Annotated in this window: 12 protein-coding genes and 1 tRNA gene; 5 read left to right on the forward strand and 8 right to left on the reverse strand. The window is 62.3% G+C overall.

The window, feature by feature from the left end:
- Positions 1-41 precede the first annotated feature (41 nt).
- A complete protein-coding gene (gene recA, locus A9D15_RS13125; protein ID WP_066766128.1) occupies positions 42-1100 on the forward strand; it encodes a recombinase RecA in 1059 nt (352 codons plus the stop codon).
- A gap of 173 nt (positions 1101-1273) precedes the next feature.
- Positions 1274-3937: an alanine--tRNA ligase gene (alaS, locus tag A9D15_RS13130; protein WP_066765690.1), complete on the forward strand. Its 2664-nt coding sequence runs from the start codon at positions 1274-1276 to the stop codon at positions 3935-3937.
- A gap of 39 nt (positions 3938-3976) precedes the next feature.
- On the opposite strand, the gene A9D15_RS13135 is transcribed toward alaS, so the two are convergent.
- Positions 3977-5776 (reverse strand): cation:proton antiporter domain-containing protein, encoded by a 1800-nt coding sequence (locus A9D15_RS13135; RefSeq protein ID WP_066765693.1) that lies wholly within the window; start codon positions 5774-5776, stop codon positions 3977-3979.
- A 165-nt stretch (positions 5777-5941) separates the two neighbouring features.
- On the opposite strand from A9D15_RS13135, the gene A9D15_RS13140 reads away from it, so the two are divergent.
- Positions 5942-7564, forward strand: coding sequence for a long-chain-fatty-acid--CoA ligase (locus tag A9D15_RS13140; protein ID WP_066765694.1), 1623 nt, complete (start codon positions 5942-5944; stop codon positions 7562-7564).
- A gap of 4 nt (positions 7565-7568) precedes the next feature.
- Here the strand turns inward: A9D15_RS13140 and A9D15_RS13145 are convergent, their stop codons facing one another.
- The 5 genes from A9D15_RS13145 to cpdR form a co-directional block, all read right to left on the reverse strand.
- Complete coding sequence (locus A9D15_RS13145) at positions 7569-9197, reverse strand: bifunctional GNAT family N-acetyltransferase/carbon-nitrogen hydrolase family protein (protein WP_066765695.1); 1629 nt, start codon at positions 9195-9197, stop codon at positions 7569-7571.
- Positions 9198-9248: 51 nt separating this feature from the next.
- Positions 9249-9863, reverse strand: coding sequence for a hypothetical protein (locus tag A9D15_RS13150; protein WP_082924459.1), 615 nt, complete (start codon positions 9861-9863; stop codon positions 9249-9251).
- Between the two features lie 41 nt (positions 9864-9904).
- Entirely contained in the window at positions 9905-11131 is a 1227-nt protein-coding gene (locus tag A9D15_RS13155) for an NADP-dependent isocitrate dehydrogenase (protein ID WP_066765696.1), read from the reverse strand.
- A 168-nt stretch (positions 11132-11299) separates the two neighbouring features.
- Positions 11300-11374 (reverse strand) — tRNA-Val (locus A9D15_RS13160).
- Between the two features lie 116 nt (positions 11375-11490).
- A complete protein-coding gene (gene cpdR, locus A9D15_RS13165; protein ID WP_066765698.1) occupies positions 11491-11868 on the reverse strand; it encodes a cell cycle two-component system response regulator CpdR in 378 nt (125 codons plus the stop codon).
- Between the two features lie 258 nt (positions 11869-12126).
- On the opposite strand from cpdR, the gene A9D15_RS13170 reads away from it, so the two are divergent.
- Positions 12127-13095, forward strand: coding sequence for an N-formylglutamate amidohydrolase (locus A9D15_RS13170; protein WP_229660255.1), 969 nt, complete (start codon positions 12127-12129; stop codon positions 13093-13095).
- Between the two features lie 237 nt (positions 13096-13332).
- Here the strand turns inward: A9D15_RS13170 and A9D15_RS13175 are convergent, their stop codons facing one another.
- Together A9D15_RS13175 and A9D15_RS13180 are read right to left on the reverse strand one after the other, a co-directional pair.
- The gene (locus tag A9D15_RS13175) at positions 13333-14112 is read right to left on the reverse strand and encodes a SapC family protein (protein WP_066765700.1); all 780 of its coding nucleotides are present in this window, start codon (positions 14110-14112) and stop codon (positions 13333-13335) included.
- A gap of 142 nt (positions 14113-14254) precedes the next feature.
- A complete protein-coding gene (locus A9D15_RS13180) occupies positions 14255-15700 on the reverse strand; it encodes an FAD-binding oxidoreductase (RefSeq protein ID WP_066766132.1) in 1446 nt (481 codons plus the stop codon).
- Positions 15701-15876: 176 nt separating this feature from the next.
- Between A9D15_RS13180 and A9D15_RS13185 the strand changes: the two genes are divergently transcribed.
- Positions 15877-16383, forward strand: coding sequence for a hypothetical protein (locus tag A9D15_RS13185; protein ID WP_156521779.1), 507 nt, complete (start codon positions 15877-15879; stop codon positions 16381-16383).
- Positions 16384-16386 lie beyond the last annotated feature (3 nt).

Here is a 16386-nt window from a genome sequence, read left to right on the forward strand (position 1 = left end):
ATCACCCGATCGGGGGCAATCATGATGTGGAGGCCGGAACGATGGCAGCAAATCTGAAGCTGGTGGACAAGGAAAACAACGTGGATCGGCAAAAGGCGCTCGACGCCGCCCTGGCCCAGATCGATCGGGCATTCGGCAAGGGTTCGGCTATGAGGCTGGGCTCGAAGGAAGCGATGAACGTGGAGGCTATCTCCACCGGCTCGCTCGGTCTCGACATCGCGCTCGGCGTGGGCGGGCTGCCCAAGGGCCGCGTGATCGAGGTGTATGGCCCGGAAAGCTCGGGCAAGACGACGCTCGCCCTGCATGTCATTGCAGAGGCGCAGAAGAACGGCGGCACGGCGGCTTTCGTCGACGCGGAACATGCGCTCGACCCTGTCTATGCCAAGAAGCTGGGCGTAAACATCGACGAACTGATCGTCTCGCAGCCGGACACCGGTGAACAGGCTCTGGAAATCACCGACACGCTGGTCCGCTCCAACGCGATCGACGTGCTGGTGGTCGACTCGGTCGCCGCTCTCGTTCCCCGCGCCGAGATCGAGGGCGAAATGGGCGACAGCCACGTCGGCCTGCAGGCCCGTTTGATGAGCCAGTCGCTGCGCAAGCTGACTGGTTCGATCAACCGTTCGAAGTGCATGGTGATCTTCATCAACCAGCTGCGCATGAAGATCGGCGTGATGTACGGCAACCCGGAAACGACGACGGGTGGCAATGCGCTGAAGTTCTACGCCTCGGTCCGCCTCGACATCCGTCGCACCGGCCAGATCAAGGATCGCGACGAAGTCGTCGGCAACGCGACCCGTGTGAAGGTTGTGAAGAACAAGGTCGCACCGCCGTTCAAGCAGGTCGAATTCGACATCATGTACGGCGAGGGCATCTCCAAGATCGGTGAAATCCTCGATCTGGGTGTGAAGGCCGGCATCGTGGAGAAGTCGGGCGCGTGGTTCAGCTATGATTCGATCCGCATCGGTCAGGGCCGCGAGAATGCGAAGAACTTCCTCAAGGAAAATCCGGAAGTCTGTGAGCGTCTCGAAAACGCGATCCGCGGCAAGACCGACGAGGTTGCCGAAGAGATGATGGTCGGCCCCGGCGAAGACGACTGATTTTCGAAAGGTTAGTGCCTTGAAGGGGCGGGCGCGGCATCGGCCGGGCCCGCCCTTTGCATATCTGGTGTTGATCGAGTTCTGGACTGATCGAGCTGGGCGATCGCCGTGACGGGGAATAGTGCGCACGTTCGATCTTGCTGGAAAAGCGCGGGTCGCCTAACTGGCTTCCCATGAGTTCGACCAACGATATCCGCGCCTCCTTCCTCGACTATTTTGGCAAGGCTGGGCACGCCAAAGTCCATTCGGCGCCGCTGGTGCCGTACAACGACCCGACACTGATGTTCGTGAATGCGGGCATGGTGCCGTTCAAGAACGTGTTCACGGGTCTTGAAACGCGCGATCCGCCGCGGGCGACATCATCGCAGAAGTGCGTGCGGGCAGGCGGCAAGCATAACGATCTCGATAATGTCGGCTATACCGCGCGTCACCACACGTTCTTCGAGATGCTCGGTAACTTCTCGTTCGGCGATTATTTCAAGGAACAGGCAATCGAGCACGCCTGGAACCTGCTGACGAAAGAGTGGGGTATCCCTGCCGAGAAGCTGACGACGACGGTGTACCACACCGACGATGAGGCGTTCGAGTTGTGGAAGAAGATCGCGGGGCTTCCCGATCACAAGATCATCCGGATTTCGACGTCTGACAACTTCTGGTCGATGGGTGACACTGGCCCCTGCGGTCCGTGCAGCGAGATCTTTTACGATCATGGCGAGCATATCTGGGGCGGCCCTCCGGGATCGCCTGAGGAAGATGGCGACCGCTTTATCGAGATCTGGAACCTCGTCTTTATGCAGTTCGAGCAGAAGGCCGACGGTTCGCGCGATCCGCTGCCGAAGCCCTCGATCGACACCGGCATGGGCCTCGAACGTATCGCGGCGGTCATGCAGGGTGTGCACGACAACTACGACATCGACACGTTCAAGGCGCTGATCGCTGCGTCGGAGAGCCTGACCGGCGTGAAGGCCGAAGGTCCGACGCAGGCCAGCCACCGCGTCATCGCTGATCACTTGCGTTCGACCAGCTTCCTGCTTGCCGATGGCGTGCTGCCGTCGAATGAGGGCCGCGGCTATGTCCTGCGCCGTATCATGCGCCGCGCCATGCGGCATGCGCACCTGTTGGGTGCGAGCGAGCCATTGATGCACCGTCTTGTGCCCTCGCTGGTGACCGAGATGGGTCAGGCCTATCCCGAACTCGCCCGTGCGCAGGCGCTGATTAGTGAAGTTCTGGAACGCGAGGAGACCCGTTTCCGCCAAACGCTCGACAAGGGTCTGCGCCTTCTCGACGAAGCGACCGGTAACATGGGCGACGGCGACGAACTGCCCGGCGAAACCGCGTTCAAGCTCTATGATACTTACGGCTTCCCCTACGACCTGACCGAGGACGCACTGCGTTCGCGCGGGATCGGCGTCGACCGCGAAGGATTCGATGCCGCGATGGCGCAGCAGAAAGCTGCCGCCCGCGCCGCATGGAAGGGCAGTGGCGATGCGGCTTCGGGCGAGGTCTGGTTCGACATCGCCGAACGTGAAGGCGCAACCGAATTCACCGGCTACACTTCTACCGATGGCGAGGGCCGCGTGGTCGCGCTGCTCGTCGATGGCATCGAAACGCAGATGGTGGCCGAGCAAGGGCAGGATGTCCTCGTCCTTACCAACCAGACGCCGTTCTATGGCGAAAGTGGCGGTCAGGCTGGCGACGCCGGCACGATTACCGGACCTGGCGGCCTGTCGCTCAAGGTCAGCGATACGTCCAAGCCGTTGGGCCGCCTTCACGTGCACCATGCTCGGGTCGAGAGCGGTACTATCGAGGTCGGCCAGACGGTTCATTTGACGGTCGACGCGGAACGCCGCGATGCGATCCGCGCGAACCACTCGGCAACACACCTGCTGCACGCGGCGCTGCGTAACCGGCTTGGTGAACATGTCACGCAGAAGGGGTCGCTCGTCGTGGCGGATCGCCTGCGCTTTGACTTTTCCCACCCCAATGCGCTGACCAACGCTGACATCGAGGCGATCGAGGCCGAGGTAAACGCCGAGATCCGCCACAACGAGACGGTGACCACTCGCCTGATGAGCCCCGACGACGCGATCGAGGCTGGCGCCATGGCGCTGTTCGGCGAAAAGTACGGCGAGGAAGTCCGCGTCCTTTCGATGGGCCGCGCGGGTTCGGATACGAAGCCCTATTCGGTCGAACTTTGCGGCGGCACGCACGTCAAGGCGCTCGGCGATATTTCGGTATTCCGCATCGTGTCTGAAAGTGCTGTCTCCTCGGGTGTGCGCCGCGTCGAGGCACTGACCGGCGAGGCTGCTCGCAAGTGGCTGGTCGGTCGCGAGAATGCGCTGAAGGCGATTGCGGGTCTGATGAAGGCAGCGCCCGATGAAGTCGCGGGCCGGGTGTCCGCGCTGATCGACGAGCGCAAGCGGCTCGAACGCGAACTTTCGGAAGCGAAGAAGGCCTTGGCGCTTGCCGAGGCGACCGGTGGCGGTTCTGCGTCTGCACCCGCCGAAGAGGAAGTCGGCGGCGTCGCGTTCGCGGGACAGGTGCTGGAAGGCATGGACCCCAAGGAACTGCGCGGCCTGCTTGACGAGGCGAAGAAGCGTTTGGGTTCGGGTGTTGCTGCCATTGCTGCGGTCAACGACGGACGCGCTGCGTTCGCGGTTGCTGTGACGGATGACCTGACCGATCGGTTCAGCGCGGTCGATCTTGTCCGCAAGGGCGTCGAGGCGCTGGGCGGCAAGGGTGGCGGCGGCCGTCCCGACATGGCGCAGGGCGGGGGCCCCGATGGCGGCAAGGCCGATGAAGCGATCGCGGCGGTAAAGGAAGCACTCGCCGTCTGATCCGCCGCGCCCCGACAAGGCATCGGGTGCCGAGCCGGCTCAGGCCGCTTCGACTTCGCCCTTCTTGCCGCTCGCCCGGTCGGCAAGGGTTGTCTTCAGCTTGGGCTTACGATCGAGTTCGCCTTCGCGCATGATCTGTTCGCGGTATTCGTCGCGCTTTTCGTGGATCGAGGCGATCACCGGCCCCATGGCGACGCCGATGTTCACCAGTACGGCTTCCGACAATTGCAGCGAGCTTTCAAGCGTTTCGGGCACAGCCTCGGTCGCGCCCGCGCGATAGAGTTCGGCTGCATGTTCCGTATCGCGAGCACGCGCGATTATCGGCATGTCGGGATAGCGGCTGCGTAGCTTGCGCAGCAGCCGCGCGGCCAGAACCGGTTCGTCCATCGTCAGGATGATCGCGGACGCCTTCGACAGGTCCAGTCGGTCCAGAGCTGGTCCGCGTGCGTCGGCGAACATCAGCGGATGTTTGCGCAGGCGCGCGATATCGACCATTTCGGGGTCGGCATCGATGGCCAGGAAGCGTTGTCCATGTTTCTGCATCATGTCGGCAATCAGCCGTCCGACGCGGCCATAACCGATAATGATCGCGCGGTCTTCCGAAGGATCGGTATTGCCGTCGAGCGAGGGCGCCGGCGCCGCATCGACGTGGCGCGCGACCTTGCGGCCGATCAGCGCGAGGATCGGCGTGATGGTGAGGCCGATGGCCGTCACGATCTGCCAGAACTGTGCCGTCTGGGGCTGGATCAGCTGCGCCGTGGCGGCTGCGGACAGAACGATGAGGGTCGTTTCTGACGGGCTAGACATCGTGATGCCCGTTTCTACCGCCGTGCCGCGCCGTGCGCCCATCATGCGCAGCAGGCCGCCTGTCACCAGTGCCTTGACCAGCAGGACGCCGGACACGGCCAGCGCAATCGGCCATGCGTTCGCCGCGATGACGCCAAGGTCCACCCCCATGCCCACGGTAATCAGGAATATCCCGAGGGCGAGGCCCTTGAAGGGGGCGGTAATGCCCTCGACTTCGGTGTGGTATTCCGTCTCTGCGATCAGCAGGCCCGCGATCAGCGCGCCGACGATGGGCGAAAGGCCGACAGCGGCCGTTGCCAGTGCCGAAACGATCACCACCAGCAGACTGGCTGAAAGGAACAATTCAGGGCTCTTGGTCCGGGCTGCCTGTGCGAACAGGCGGGGCAGCAGGAACCGACCGCCCAGCATCAGGATGATGATCGTGAGGCCGCCGGTCCAGATCGTGTACCACAGGCCTTCCATTCCTTCGCTCGATGCGTAGGGGGCCATCGCTCCCAAGAGGAAAATAATCGGGACGATGGCGATATCCTCGAACAGCAGCATGGAGAGCGCGGCCTTGCCCACCGGGCTCTTCGTGCCGGAAATCGGCAGCACCAGCGCGGTCGAAGACAAGGCAAGCGCAAGGCCCAGGCCCATCGCGCCGGTCCAGTACTGGCCCATTGTCATCAGAGCGAAGGCGATCAGCGCCGCCGAAATCGTCAGCTCCAGCGCGCCGAGGCCGAAGACCATGCGCCGTAACTGCCAAAGGCGGTTGAAAGACAGTTCCAGCCCGATCGTGAACAGCAGCAGGATGATGCCGAATTCGGCAAATGGTTCCAGCCCCTGTGGATCGGTGATCGTTATGTACTGAAGCCAGGGATATTCGAAGACCAGTCTGCCGAGGCCGAACGGTCCGACAAGCATGCCGACGAGGATGAATCCGATGATCGGGGTGATCCGGAACCTGGCGAAGACCGGGATGACGATACCCGCAGATCCAAGAATGACCAGTGCGTCGGACAGGACGGGTGAGAAATGCAGTTCGCTTGCCATCTCCTGCAAGTCCTACGTTGCAATGCGTCGATTGGCCAGTGCGCGAGGCGGGGTGCGCATGCTTTGACGGCAAAAAATGTCGGAAGGCGGCAAGACCGTTTGCACGATGGGCCGAACGCGGTCATCTTTGCTTCAAAGACAAGAACATGGGTGAGAGGAGCAACGATGCTGGGCCTGATGCAGGACTGGCCGCTAACGGTCGACAAGATCCTCGACCGCGCGGCAAGCTATTTCGGCGATACCGAGATCGTGACGCGCCGGACCGACGGGGCGATCCATCGCACGAATTATGCTGAAGTGCACGCAAGGGCGCGGCAGGTTTCGGGTGCGCTGAGGGCGCTTGGCATCACGGCAGGCGACAGGGTCGCTACGCTGGCGTGGAACAGCGAACGGCACATGGAAAGCTGGTACGGGGCGATGGGCATCGGGGCGGTGCTGCACACGCTGAACCCGCGCCTTCACCCGCAGCAGCTGGCCTGGATCATCAACCACGCTGCCGACCGGGTGCTTATTTTCGACACCACGTTTCTGCCCTTGGTCGAGGCTGTGCGCGAGCAGATCTCGGTCGAACATTACGTCATCATCGCTGACCCATCCGAAATGCCGGAGAATCAGCTCGGCGCAATCTGTTACGAGAAATGGATCGCCGCGGCGAATATCGGAACGGCGTGGGGCGGTTTCGACGAGAACAGCGCCTGCGGGCTTTGCTATACGTCAGGCACGACGGGCAATCCCAAGGGCGTACTCTATTCGCACCGGTCGAACGTGATCCACGCGATGATTTCGCTAAGCAAGGACTGTTTCGATCTGGGCAGTCACGACACGGTGATGCCGGTCGTACCGATGTTCCACGCCAATGCCTGGGCACTGGCCTTTGCAGGGCCGATGGCGGGCGCAAAGATGGTGATGCCGGGGCCGGGTCTGGACGGTCGGTCGATCCACGAGATGCTGACCGACGAGCGCGTGACGCTTACGGCTGCCGTGCCGACGCTCTGGATGGGGCTGCTTGAATATATGCGAGCCAACAAGCTTGACTTGCCATGGTTGAAGCGGGTGTGCATCGGCGGGTCGGCCATTCCCGAACGTATTTTGCGCGCATTCGAAGAAGACTATGGCGTCGAGGTTGGCCACGCCTGGGGCATGACCGAATGTTCGCCGATCGGGTCGGTCTCGCATGTTCCGCGCGGGCTGGTCGATGCACCGTTCGAGAAGGTTCTGCCGCACAAGATGGCGCAGGGCATTCCCCTGTTCGGCACGGAACTGCGCGTCGTCGGCAGCGAAGGCGATACGGTCGCGCGAGGCAGCGGGGATTCGGGAAACCTGCAGATCCGCGGTGTTGCTGTCGTCAGCAGCTATTTCGGCGGTGATGGTGGCGACATCCTTGATGAGAACGACTGGTTCGACACCGGCGACCTCGCATCGGTCGACGAGGAGGGCGCGATCCGTCTGACCGACCGCTCGAAGGACGTCATCAAGTCGGGCGGCGAATGGATCAGTTCGATCGATCTGGAAAACGCGGTGATCTCTCACCCGCAAGTGGCCAACGCAGCGGCCATCGCCATTCCGAACGACAAGTGGGGCGAAAGGCCGCTGTTGATCATTCAGCCCGAATCCGGACTTCTGCCAAGCGAGGACGACTTGCGCGAATTTCTCACCGGTCGCATCGCGAGCTGGTGGATGCCCGACGAGTTTCGTTTCGTCGAAGCGATTCCGCTGGGTGCGACCGGCAAGGTCAACAAGCTGAAGCTGCGCAAGATGTACGCCGACGGGGAACTTGCCGCCGACTGACCGCTCAGCCGCCGCCCATCGTTTTGGTGCCGAGCGGGCGGCCGCCTGCATCTTCGGCTACGCCTGCTGCATCGGCGGGCTTGCCGACGCGGCCGTCCCATTCGATGCGATAGAGGTCGAAACGGCGGTCGCCGAGGTTGCGCACCGTTCCTTCTGCGCGGGCCCACGACAGATCGGCAAGGTTCACATCACTGATCGTCAGTGTCTCGACATTTTCGCTTGCCTCTGCGGCGATGCCGTCGCGGGCGAAGGGAAAATCGCAGGGCGTCAGGATGCAGGACTGGGCGTACTGGATGTCCATGTTACCCACGTTCGGCAGGTTGCCGACGTTGCCGCTCATCACCACGAAGCACTGGTTCTCGATCGCGCGAGCCTGTGCGCAGTAACGAACGCGCATATAACCCTGACGGCTGTCTGTGCAGAACGGCACGAAGATGATGCGCGCGCCTTCGTCGACGAGGCGGCGCGCGAGTTCGGGGAACTCGCTGTCGTAGCAGATGAGAACGCCAATCGGGCCGCAGTCCGTCTGGATCGCGTCGATACTGTCACCGCCCTTGATGTTCCACCAATACGCCTCGTTCGGGGTGGCGTGGATCTTCTCCTGCTCGTGAATCGAACCGTCGCGCAGGCAGATGTATGCAACGTTGTGGATGTCGCCGTCTTCCATCCGCGTCGGATGCGACCCGCCAATGATGTTGATGTTGTATTCAAGCGCCATCTTCGACAGCGCGGTTCGGATGCGGGGGGTGTAGGCCGACAGCGCCTCGATCGATTCCTGGCTGCTCAGCTCCTGATCGGCAAAGGACAGCAGCGGCAGGGTGAACAGTTCGGGAAAGAGGATGAAGTCCGCTTCATAGTCGGCGGCGACGTCGACGAAATATTCGACGCCGCGCATGAATTCCTCGTAATCGTTAACCGCGCGGGCCTGCATCTGGCAGGTCGCGATACGAACGCTCTCCACGTCGCGGGGCAGGCGGAACTTCTTCGGCTGTTCGCTGTCGACGTATGGGTTGCGCCAGACCATGTGGACGGCGTTGGCCTTCGATTTCTTGTCTTCGGGCAGATAGCCTTCGAGGATGCCGATAGGCTCGAACCCGTTGGCCAACTGGAAACGCAGAACCGGGTCGTGGATCTTACCCTCGACCACCTTGTTGAGGTAATCCTGTGGATCTTCGACCTTGCGGCGGTTGCGGGTGTAGTTCGGCATGCGACCGCCGAAGACGATGCCCGAAAGCTCGAGCCTTTCGGCCAGCGCGCGGCGTTCCTCGTAAAGGCGGCGCCCGATACGCGTGCCGCGCACCTTGGGGTCGACGCACATCTCGTAGCCGTAGAGCCATTCGCCGTTGGGAATGTGACGCGAACCGAAACCGTTGCCAGTGATCTCGTCCCAGGTATGAGGACGCATCGCCATGTTCTTGGTGACGCGCATCGTGGCGCAATATCCGACCAGCTTGCCGTCCAGCTTCGCGACGAAACAACCTTCGGGATAGTTGTTCATCTGGCCACGGATTTCGCCGAAGGTATAGGCGGGCAGGTCCTCGTAGGCGCGGCGGACAAGGGCGGCGATGGCGGATACGTCCCGTGCTTCGGCCTGGCGGACTTCGAGACGGGCTTTGCTGCTTTTCTGGTTCATCGCCCGTCTATCTAGGTGATGGCGGGATGATTGTAAGGGCAGGATTTTCGCTTAATCGCCTGCGAAAAGCGCGTCGACATCGCCGCCGTTAGCATGGAGAGTAGCTGCGACCCGCTTGCGCCCTTCGTAATAGGGCATGGCCGGGTGGCTATCGCCGCTTTCCTTCATATCCTGATATTCCGCATCGCTCAGGCTAGATTCCTGCGCGACATGATCGGCATATCCCTCAACCAGCCATTGCGGGGCGAGGGCGGCTTTGACGAAGCCATAGCGGCTGCGGATCATGCCATGGGCGGTTTCGTGGGCGATGATGGCGGAAATCGAGCGTTCCCCGCCCTGTGTTGCGCCGTTCGTGACAAGGTCGCTGGCAAGATCGCTGCGGTTCAGGACGATCGGTTCGCCTAGCGGACGGGATAGGGCAAATGCGCCGTAACTCGACGGCGCGGAAAGCCAGGTCCAGCGCCAGCCACCGTCGGTCAGGAATATGTCGCGGCCTTCGTCGCCCGTGGCGATCGGGCTTTTCGCGATAAGGGCGTTCGCGCGTTTCGTCACGGCGTCGAGTGCGGCAGGGTCGATCGGTTCGACCGACCAGACCCTGTCGCCATTGCTCTCGCCATAATGGGGAAAGGCAAGCAGCTGCGGGGCCAGAAGCGGCCCGGCCAGCACGATCGCGGCGCCTGTCGCCGCGATGCGTGCCAGTTTCCCGATCAGGCCCAGGCCTGCATTTCCTTTTCGAGGCCTTCGACGATGGCTTCGAAGAACTGCTCGGTCGTCATCCAGTCCTGCGACGGGCCGATGAGGAGGGCGAGGTCCTTGGTCATCTTGCCGTCCTCGACGCACTTCACGCAGACGCGCTCAAGCGTTTCGGCGAACTTCACGACGTCCGGCGTGTTGTCGAACTTGCCGCGGTACATGAGGCCGCGGGTCCACGCGAAGATCGACGCGATCGGGTTGGTCGAAGTCGCCTTGCCCTGCTGGTGCTGGCGATAGTGGCGGGTGACGGTGCCGTGGGCGGCCTCGGCCTCGACGGTTTTGCCGTCGGGAGCCATCAGGACCGAAGTCATCAGACCCAGCGAGCCGTAGCCCTGTGCAACGGTGTCCGACTGCACGTCGCCGTCGTAGTTCTTGCAGGCCCAGACGAACTTGCCCGACCACTTGAGCGCGGATGCGACCATGTCGTCGATCAGGCGGTGTTCGTAGTGGATGCCGGCTTCCTTGAACTTCTCTGCAAAGCCCTCGGTGTCGAACACTTCCTGGAAGAGGTCCTTGAAGCGGCCGTCGTAGGCCTTCAGAATCGTGTTCTTGGTCGACAGATAAACCGGCCACTTGAGGCCGAGGCCGTAGTTGAACGAAGCGCGTGCGAAGTCGCGGATCGATTCGTCGAGATTGTACATCGCCATCGCGACGCCCGAGCTTTCGAACTTGTAGACTTCGAGGTCGAGATCGCCCTTGCCGTCGGCGCTGTCGAAGACGAGGCGCAGGGTGCCGGCGCCCGGGATCAGCGTGTCGGTGGCGCGATACTGGTCACCGAAGGCGTGACGGCCGACGACGATGGGGTCGGTCCAGCCCGGAACGAGACGCGGCACGTTGTCGATGACGATCGGTTCGCGGAAGACGACGCCGCCAAGGATGTTGCGGATCGTGCCGTTGGGCGAACGCCACATCTTCTTGAGATTGAACTCTTCCACGCGGGCTTCGTCCGGCGTGATCGTGGCGCACTTAACGCCGACGCCGTATTCCTTGATCGCGTTGGCGGCATCGACGGTGATCTGGTCGTCGGTTTCGTCACGCTTCTCGACCGAGAGATCGTAATATTTCAGGTCGATATCGAGATAAGGCAGGATCAGACGCTCGCGAATCCACTGCCAGATGATGCGGGTCATTTCGTCGCCGTCGATCTCGACGACCGGGTTCGCTACCTTGATCTTCTGCATAGAGCTCGTTCTCTCGATTGTTTTCTAGAGGGAGAGCGCGCTTCGTTGCGCGCAGGAACTTTCGCGCGCCTCTTAGCAAAGCAAGAGGCGAGTGCAAGGCGCGACGACGCGAACTAGCGGAATGTCTGAGGTGTCAGGCGCGGAATTGAAAGGCGCGCCGGGAGCCGATGGTGGGCGTAGCAAGGATTGAACTTGCGACCCCTACGATGTCAACATAGTGCTCTACCACTGAGCTATACGCCCACACCATCGGTTCCGCGCGGGCCGGAAATCAATGCTTCCGGCTGGCAGGCGCTGCCCAATAGCGATCACTTCGCGCGGGGGCAACCCCGTTTGAGCAGCCTTCGAAAAAAGTTTCGTTACAGGTTCGCGTTCACCATCGAACCGTCGAACAGACGCTCCACCTCCAGCACGAGATCGCGCAGGTGGAAAGGCTTCGAAAGCACTTTGGCCTGCGGTGCTTCGCGGCTGGCCTTCATCGTCACGGCGGCAAAGCCGGTGATGAACATCACTTTCGTGATCGGCGATACCTGTGCGCAGCGCTGCGCCAATTCGATTCCATCCATTTCCGGCATGACGATGTCGGAAAGCAGAAGATCGAAATGTTCCTCGGTCAGAAGAGGAAGGGCGTGCGTGCCCCGGTCGACCGCGACGACTTCATACCCGGCGTTCTCCAGCGCGCGGGCAAGATAAGTGCGCATCGAATCTTCGTCTTCGGCAAGCAGGATGCGAATCATGATGCTCTCGATAACCCCGTCTATTCCGGCGCGTAAAACCCGGTTCGGCAGCCCTGTGGATTGGTCCGATAATCCAGCAGATGGCGAGACCGGTTGGCGAAGCGCCGTCCAACAGAAGCAACTGTATAACAAATTGGTTTAATTTTTTCACGTTTTCCAGGCCTGTTCGGGATTGAAACAGGGGAAATCGATCGGAATGCGGACAAGCGCCAGCGCAGAGCATTGACGGCGCCGCCGCGCATGGTCAGCCTGACCGCAATGAATAAGCCGCGCTCCAACCCGCACGACGCAATGCCGATGAAGGGCGTGGTCAGCGGCGGTTCGATCCCCGGAACTTCGCGTGCCGCGTTCACGCTCAGCCATGCCGATTCCGTCCTGCCGGTCCTGATCGCGGTGCCCCACGCGGGCAGAGCCTACCCGCCCGATCTTGTCGAGAAGATGCGCGATCCGATCGAGGCACAACGAAGGCTGGAGGACCGGTTCGTCGATCTCGTCGCGCGCGAGGCTGCTGCGGCCTGTTCGACGTCGCTTCTGGTCGCGCATGCGCCGCGCGCGATGCTGGATTTGAATCGCGACCCGCATGACCTCGACCTGTCGATGTTTACCGCCAGCGAAGCCGACAAGGCCGCCATGCGCCGCAAGATGCCGCGCGGGCCGGGCCAGAGTTCGCGTTCGATGCGCGGGCTTGGCCTGTTTCCCCGCCGCTTGCCCGGCGTAGGCGAACTCTGGCGCGGGCCGATGGTGCCGCAAGATGCGAACCGGCGAGTCGCGGCGATCCATGCACCTTATCACGACGCCCTTGGGAAGACGCTTGCGCAGATGCAGGAGATCTGGGGCGAGGTCCTGCTGCTCGACCTGCATTCGATGCCCGACCTGCCGGCCCGCCTTTCGGGCAGCCCACCACCGACTCACGTAATCGGTGACCGCTTCGGCGCCAGCTGCCGCCGTGACCTGGTGGCGACGGCAATCGACACGCTCGACCGCTCGGGGATCGAGGTTGCCTACAACCGGCCTTATGCAGGCGGTTACGTGCTCGACCGGCATGGTGATCCGCGCAAGGGCGTCCATGCGATCCAGCTGGAAATTGCGCGCGGGGAATATCTCGATGCTCAGACGCAGCCCGATAAGGCGCGCGTCTCGATCCAGGCTGGGTTCGTCGCCGAAGTTGTGCGCGCTTGCGGCGCCGTTCTGGCCGGTCGTGCCGACTGGCCGCTGGCGGCGGAGTAGCGCACATAAAAAACCACCCCGTGAAGCTCACGGGGTGGTCAAGGTTCAGGGAGGTTGACGCACGCTAATGCGTCAGTTCGGTGGGCCATGAGGGAAGCCTCACCAGAACTGTCCTCAAATTAGGCTATTCGCTTGCCTGTTGCAAGAGTGCATCACGCAAGAAATATTTTTGCAGTGCGGTAAAGGTCCGGCGAACCGGTAAATTCGCCGGACGAAATTTTTAGACGCCTGTAGTTTTTACGCTCCAGCCGTCTCGGCTTCCTGGGCGACCGGGCCCTTGCCCATGCTCAGCTGGCGCGAGAATATTTCGCGCATGAGGTCAAGCGAGATCAGGTGGCAGGTGACGAGGGTCAGCAAACCGCTCTGGTTCCACTGGCGCAGGACGTCGCCGCGCACTTCCTTCAGCTTTTCCTGGTTCACCATCGAGAATCCGCGATAGATGAAGGGCTGCTGGCCTTCGCGGCTGATCGACACTTCGCCGTCCATCAGCAGGTCATGCTTCTTCAGCTCGTCGATGAAGGCCTTGGTCTTCATGCCGGCCTGTTCGAAGTTCTCGTTGAACTTCAGAACGTTCTGCGTTGCTTCGCTCGGCTGGCCGTCAGTGAAGAGAGCTTGGCCGTCCTCGAACTCGCCGACAAGGCCGCTCGATGGGTCGAAGCACAGCGAAAGCTGGTCGCTGTCGGCCTGCAACTTGGCAAGAAGGAACGGATAGCGGCGGGCATAGGCCGGGACGTAGCATTCGCGCGTCATTGTGCCTTCAGCGTCGAAGAAGGTGTTTACCCCTTCGTTAAGACCCATGAGCGCCAGCGGTACCGGGTTCTCGCCCGAGGAGAAGATGATCGGGAAGTGGCGCTGTGCGAGCGGGAATTCCTCGACCGTCAGCGGAACCGCATGCTCGTTGGCGAGCCACGGAGCCTTGTCGGTGGTGCGGGCACTGAAGTTGCCGTGCTGGTTGCTGTTCAGCGGCTGAAGCGACTTGTAGAAAAGCGGAAGATTGGCGTTCGGCGCGCTGGCCATGGTCTCTCTCCGGAAAAGGAAATCTGTAAAATCAGGTGATGGGTGTTCGCCGCCCCCCAGCGGCAATCAGTCGCGCTTTAAGCCCTCGCGCACGCGGGCGCAAGGCAGGGGACAGGCGAAATGCAGCGTTCCGGTGCGTGGATCACACCAGTTTGCCGGGATTGAGCAGACCGTCGGGGTCGAGCGCCGCTTTTACCTTGCGCATCACCGACAGTGCGACCGGATCGTGTGTGTCGCGAAGCGTCTGCAACTTGTCCTGGCCGATGCCATGCTCCGCCGAGATCGAGCCGCCCCAGTCCGTGACGCTGCGATAGACATGCGCGCTTAATTTCTTGCCGGTCTCCTGCTCCCACTTCGGGCCGTCCGATCCGGCAGGCGCGATGACGTGAAGGTGAACGTTGCCGTCGCCGAGGTGGCCGAAGGCGGCGACTTCGTGGTCGGGATGCGCCGAAAGGACCGATTCGGTAATCGCATCGATGAACTCGGGCATCTTCGAAACCGGCACTGAGATGTCGTGCTGCATGGCAGGACCCTTGGCGCGCTCGGCCGGAGAGATCGTCTCGCGCAGTTGCCAGAAAGCCTCGGCCTGGGTTTCGTTGGCGGCGATGACCGCATCGCTGACCAGTTCCGCCTCGAATGCGTCCATCAGGACTTTTTCGACCTGTTCGCCAAGCGCATCCGCGCCTTCCCTGTCGGCGACGAATTCCATCAACGCATACCATGGATGCTGCCCGTCAAGCGGGGCTTGCGCATCGGGGATGTAGGCGAGCACGGCGTCGAGGCAGGACTGCGGCATGATCTCGAACCCTTCGAGCGCGTCGGCCATTGCGCCCTGGCAATGTTGCATCAGGCGGCGCGCGTCCTGTGTCGAGGCGATGCCTGCGATCACGACACGGCGGTCGGCAATGCCGTGCGAAAGCTGCACTACGACGCGCGAAACTATGCCCAGAGTGCCTTCCGAGCCAATGAACATCTGCTTCAGGTCGAAGCCGCGATTGTCCTTCTTGAGATGCGAGGTGAGGTCGAGAACCTCACCGCTTGCCAGAACGACCTCAAGCCCGGCCACCAGCGCGCGCATCACGCCGTGGCGCAAAACTTGCGTTCCGCCGGCATTGGTCGCGACCAGTCCGCCCAGCGTGGCCGAACCCTTGCCGCCGAGCGATAGGGGAAAGCGCATGCCCTGCGCCTCTGCGGCTTCGTGCAATGTCTGCAGCACCGCGCCCGCGCCGCAAGTTGCGGTCATCGCGTCGGCATCGATGGCGATGTCGTTCATGCGGCGGGTGGAGAGGAGGATAGCCGTGCCGCTGTCATCGGGCGTCGCCCCGCCGACCATGCCGCTATTGCCGCCCTGCGCGACGATTGGCACACCGTGCTGCGCACAAAGCGCAACGATGCCGGAAAGCTCGTCGGTATTCGCTGGCTGAGCCAATGCGCGCGCGGCGCCGTGATAACGCCCGCGCCAGTCGGTGAGCCACGGCTCCATGTCGTCCGCATCGGTGACAAGGCCTTTCTGGCCCAGGATGCGCTGTGCCTCTGCCATGAATTCGTTCTGCGCGTTTTCGCGCTCGATCGCGGTGTTTTCAGTCATGGTGTCCCTGTGCCACAGCGCACGGCCTTTGTCTCTGCCCGGCGACACTCCTCGGCGGTTCACCACTTATTCAATCTCGCCGGCTCAATACGGGGCAGGGACAATTCGCGGGCTTGCGAGGGCAGGGGACATTCCCCTACCCAGACCTCGACCGCATCAGGGCAGGAGCACGCGCATTGGGACTGGGCCTGGCTTCATCTTTGGGAGCTATCTGGCTTGTGCCGCTCGCCTTCGCGAGCGCGAGTACCGATGTCCCCTTGCCTGAAGAGGCCGAAATCCCGTTCGAAATGGTGCAGCGCCAGGTGGAAACACAGGTCCGCCAGCGCGTCATTATCCGTATCACCCCGCTTAGCCGCATGACCCCGCCGCCAACCGCCGAGGCAATGGTCGAACGGCCCCGCCGCCGTCCCGACAAGGACATGGAACGCTGTATCCCGATCAAGGACATTGCGGGCGTGAGATTGGGGCAAGGTCGGCAACTCCTGCTCTACATGCGCGATCGCCGCGTCGTTGGCACCAGTCTCGACCGGTCGTGCCAGGTGAGCAGTTTCTACTCGGGCTTTTATGTCGAGCGGCCCGAGGACGGGCTGCTCTGCGCAGGGCGTGAGGCGCTGCACGCCCGCTCGGGCGCGGACTGCATGCTCGGCTCGTTCCACGAGGTCGAGCCAGGCGAGGACGATTAGAGA

It is taken from the genome of Croceicoccus pelagius (assembly GCF_001661915.1).
GTDB lineage: Bacteria > Pseudomonadota > Alphaproteobacteria > Sphingomonadales > Sphingomonadaceae > Croceicoccus > Croceicoccus pelagius.

What these genes read in the sequence shown, in the direction of transcription:
- alaS (WP_066765690.1), top strand. Translation starts at nt 1,274, where the DNA reads ATGAGTTCGACCAACGATATCCGCGCCTCCTTCCTCGACTATTTTGGC.
- A9D15_RS13135 (WP_066765693.1), bottom strand. Translation starts at nt 5,776, where the DNA reads ATGGCAAGCGAACTGCATTTCTCACCCGTCCTGTCCGACGCACTGGTC.
- A9D15_RS13170 (WP_229660255.1), top strand. Translation starts at nt 12,127, where the DNA reads ATGAATAAGCCGCGCTCCAACCCGCACGACGCAATGCCGATGAAGGGC.
- A9D15_RS13175 (WP_066765700.1), bottom strand. Translation starts at nt 14,112, where the DNA reads ATGGCCAGCGCGCCGAACGCCAATCTTCCGCTTTTCTACAAGTCGCTT.
- cpdR (WP_066765698.1), bottom strand. Translation starts at nt 11,868, where the DNA reads ATGATTCGCATCCTGCTTGCCGAAGACGAAGATTCGATGCGCACTTAT.
- A9D15_RS13140 (WP_066765694.1), top strand. Translation starts at nt 5,942, where the DNA reads ATGCTGGGCCTGATGCAGGACTGGCCGCTAACGGTCGACAAGATCCTC.
- A9D15_RS13155 (WP_066765696.1), bottom strand. Translation starts at nt 11,131, where the DNA reads ATGCAGAAGATCAAGGTAGCGAACCCGGTCGTCGAGATCGACGGCGAC.
- A9D15_RS13145 (WP_066765695.1), bottom strand. Translation starts at nt 9,197, where the DNA reads ATGAACCAGAAAAGCAGCAAAGCCCGTCTCGAAGTCCGCCAGGCCGAA.
- A9D15_RS13180 (WP_066766132.1), bottom strand. Translation starts at nt 15,700, where the DNA reads ATGACTGAAAACACCGCGATCGAGCGCGAAAACGCGCAGAACGAATTC.
- recA (WP_066766128.1), top strand. Translation starts at nt 42, where the DNA reads ATGGCAGCAAATCTGAAGCTGGTGGACAAGGAAAACAACGTGGATCGG.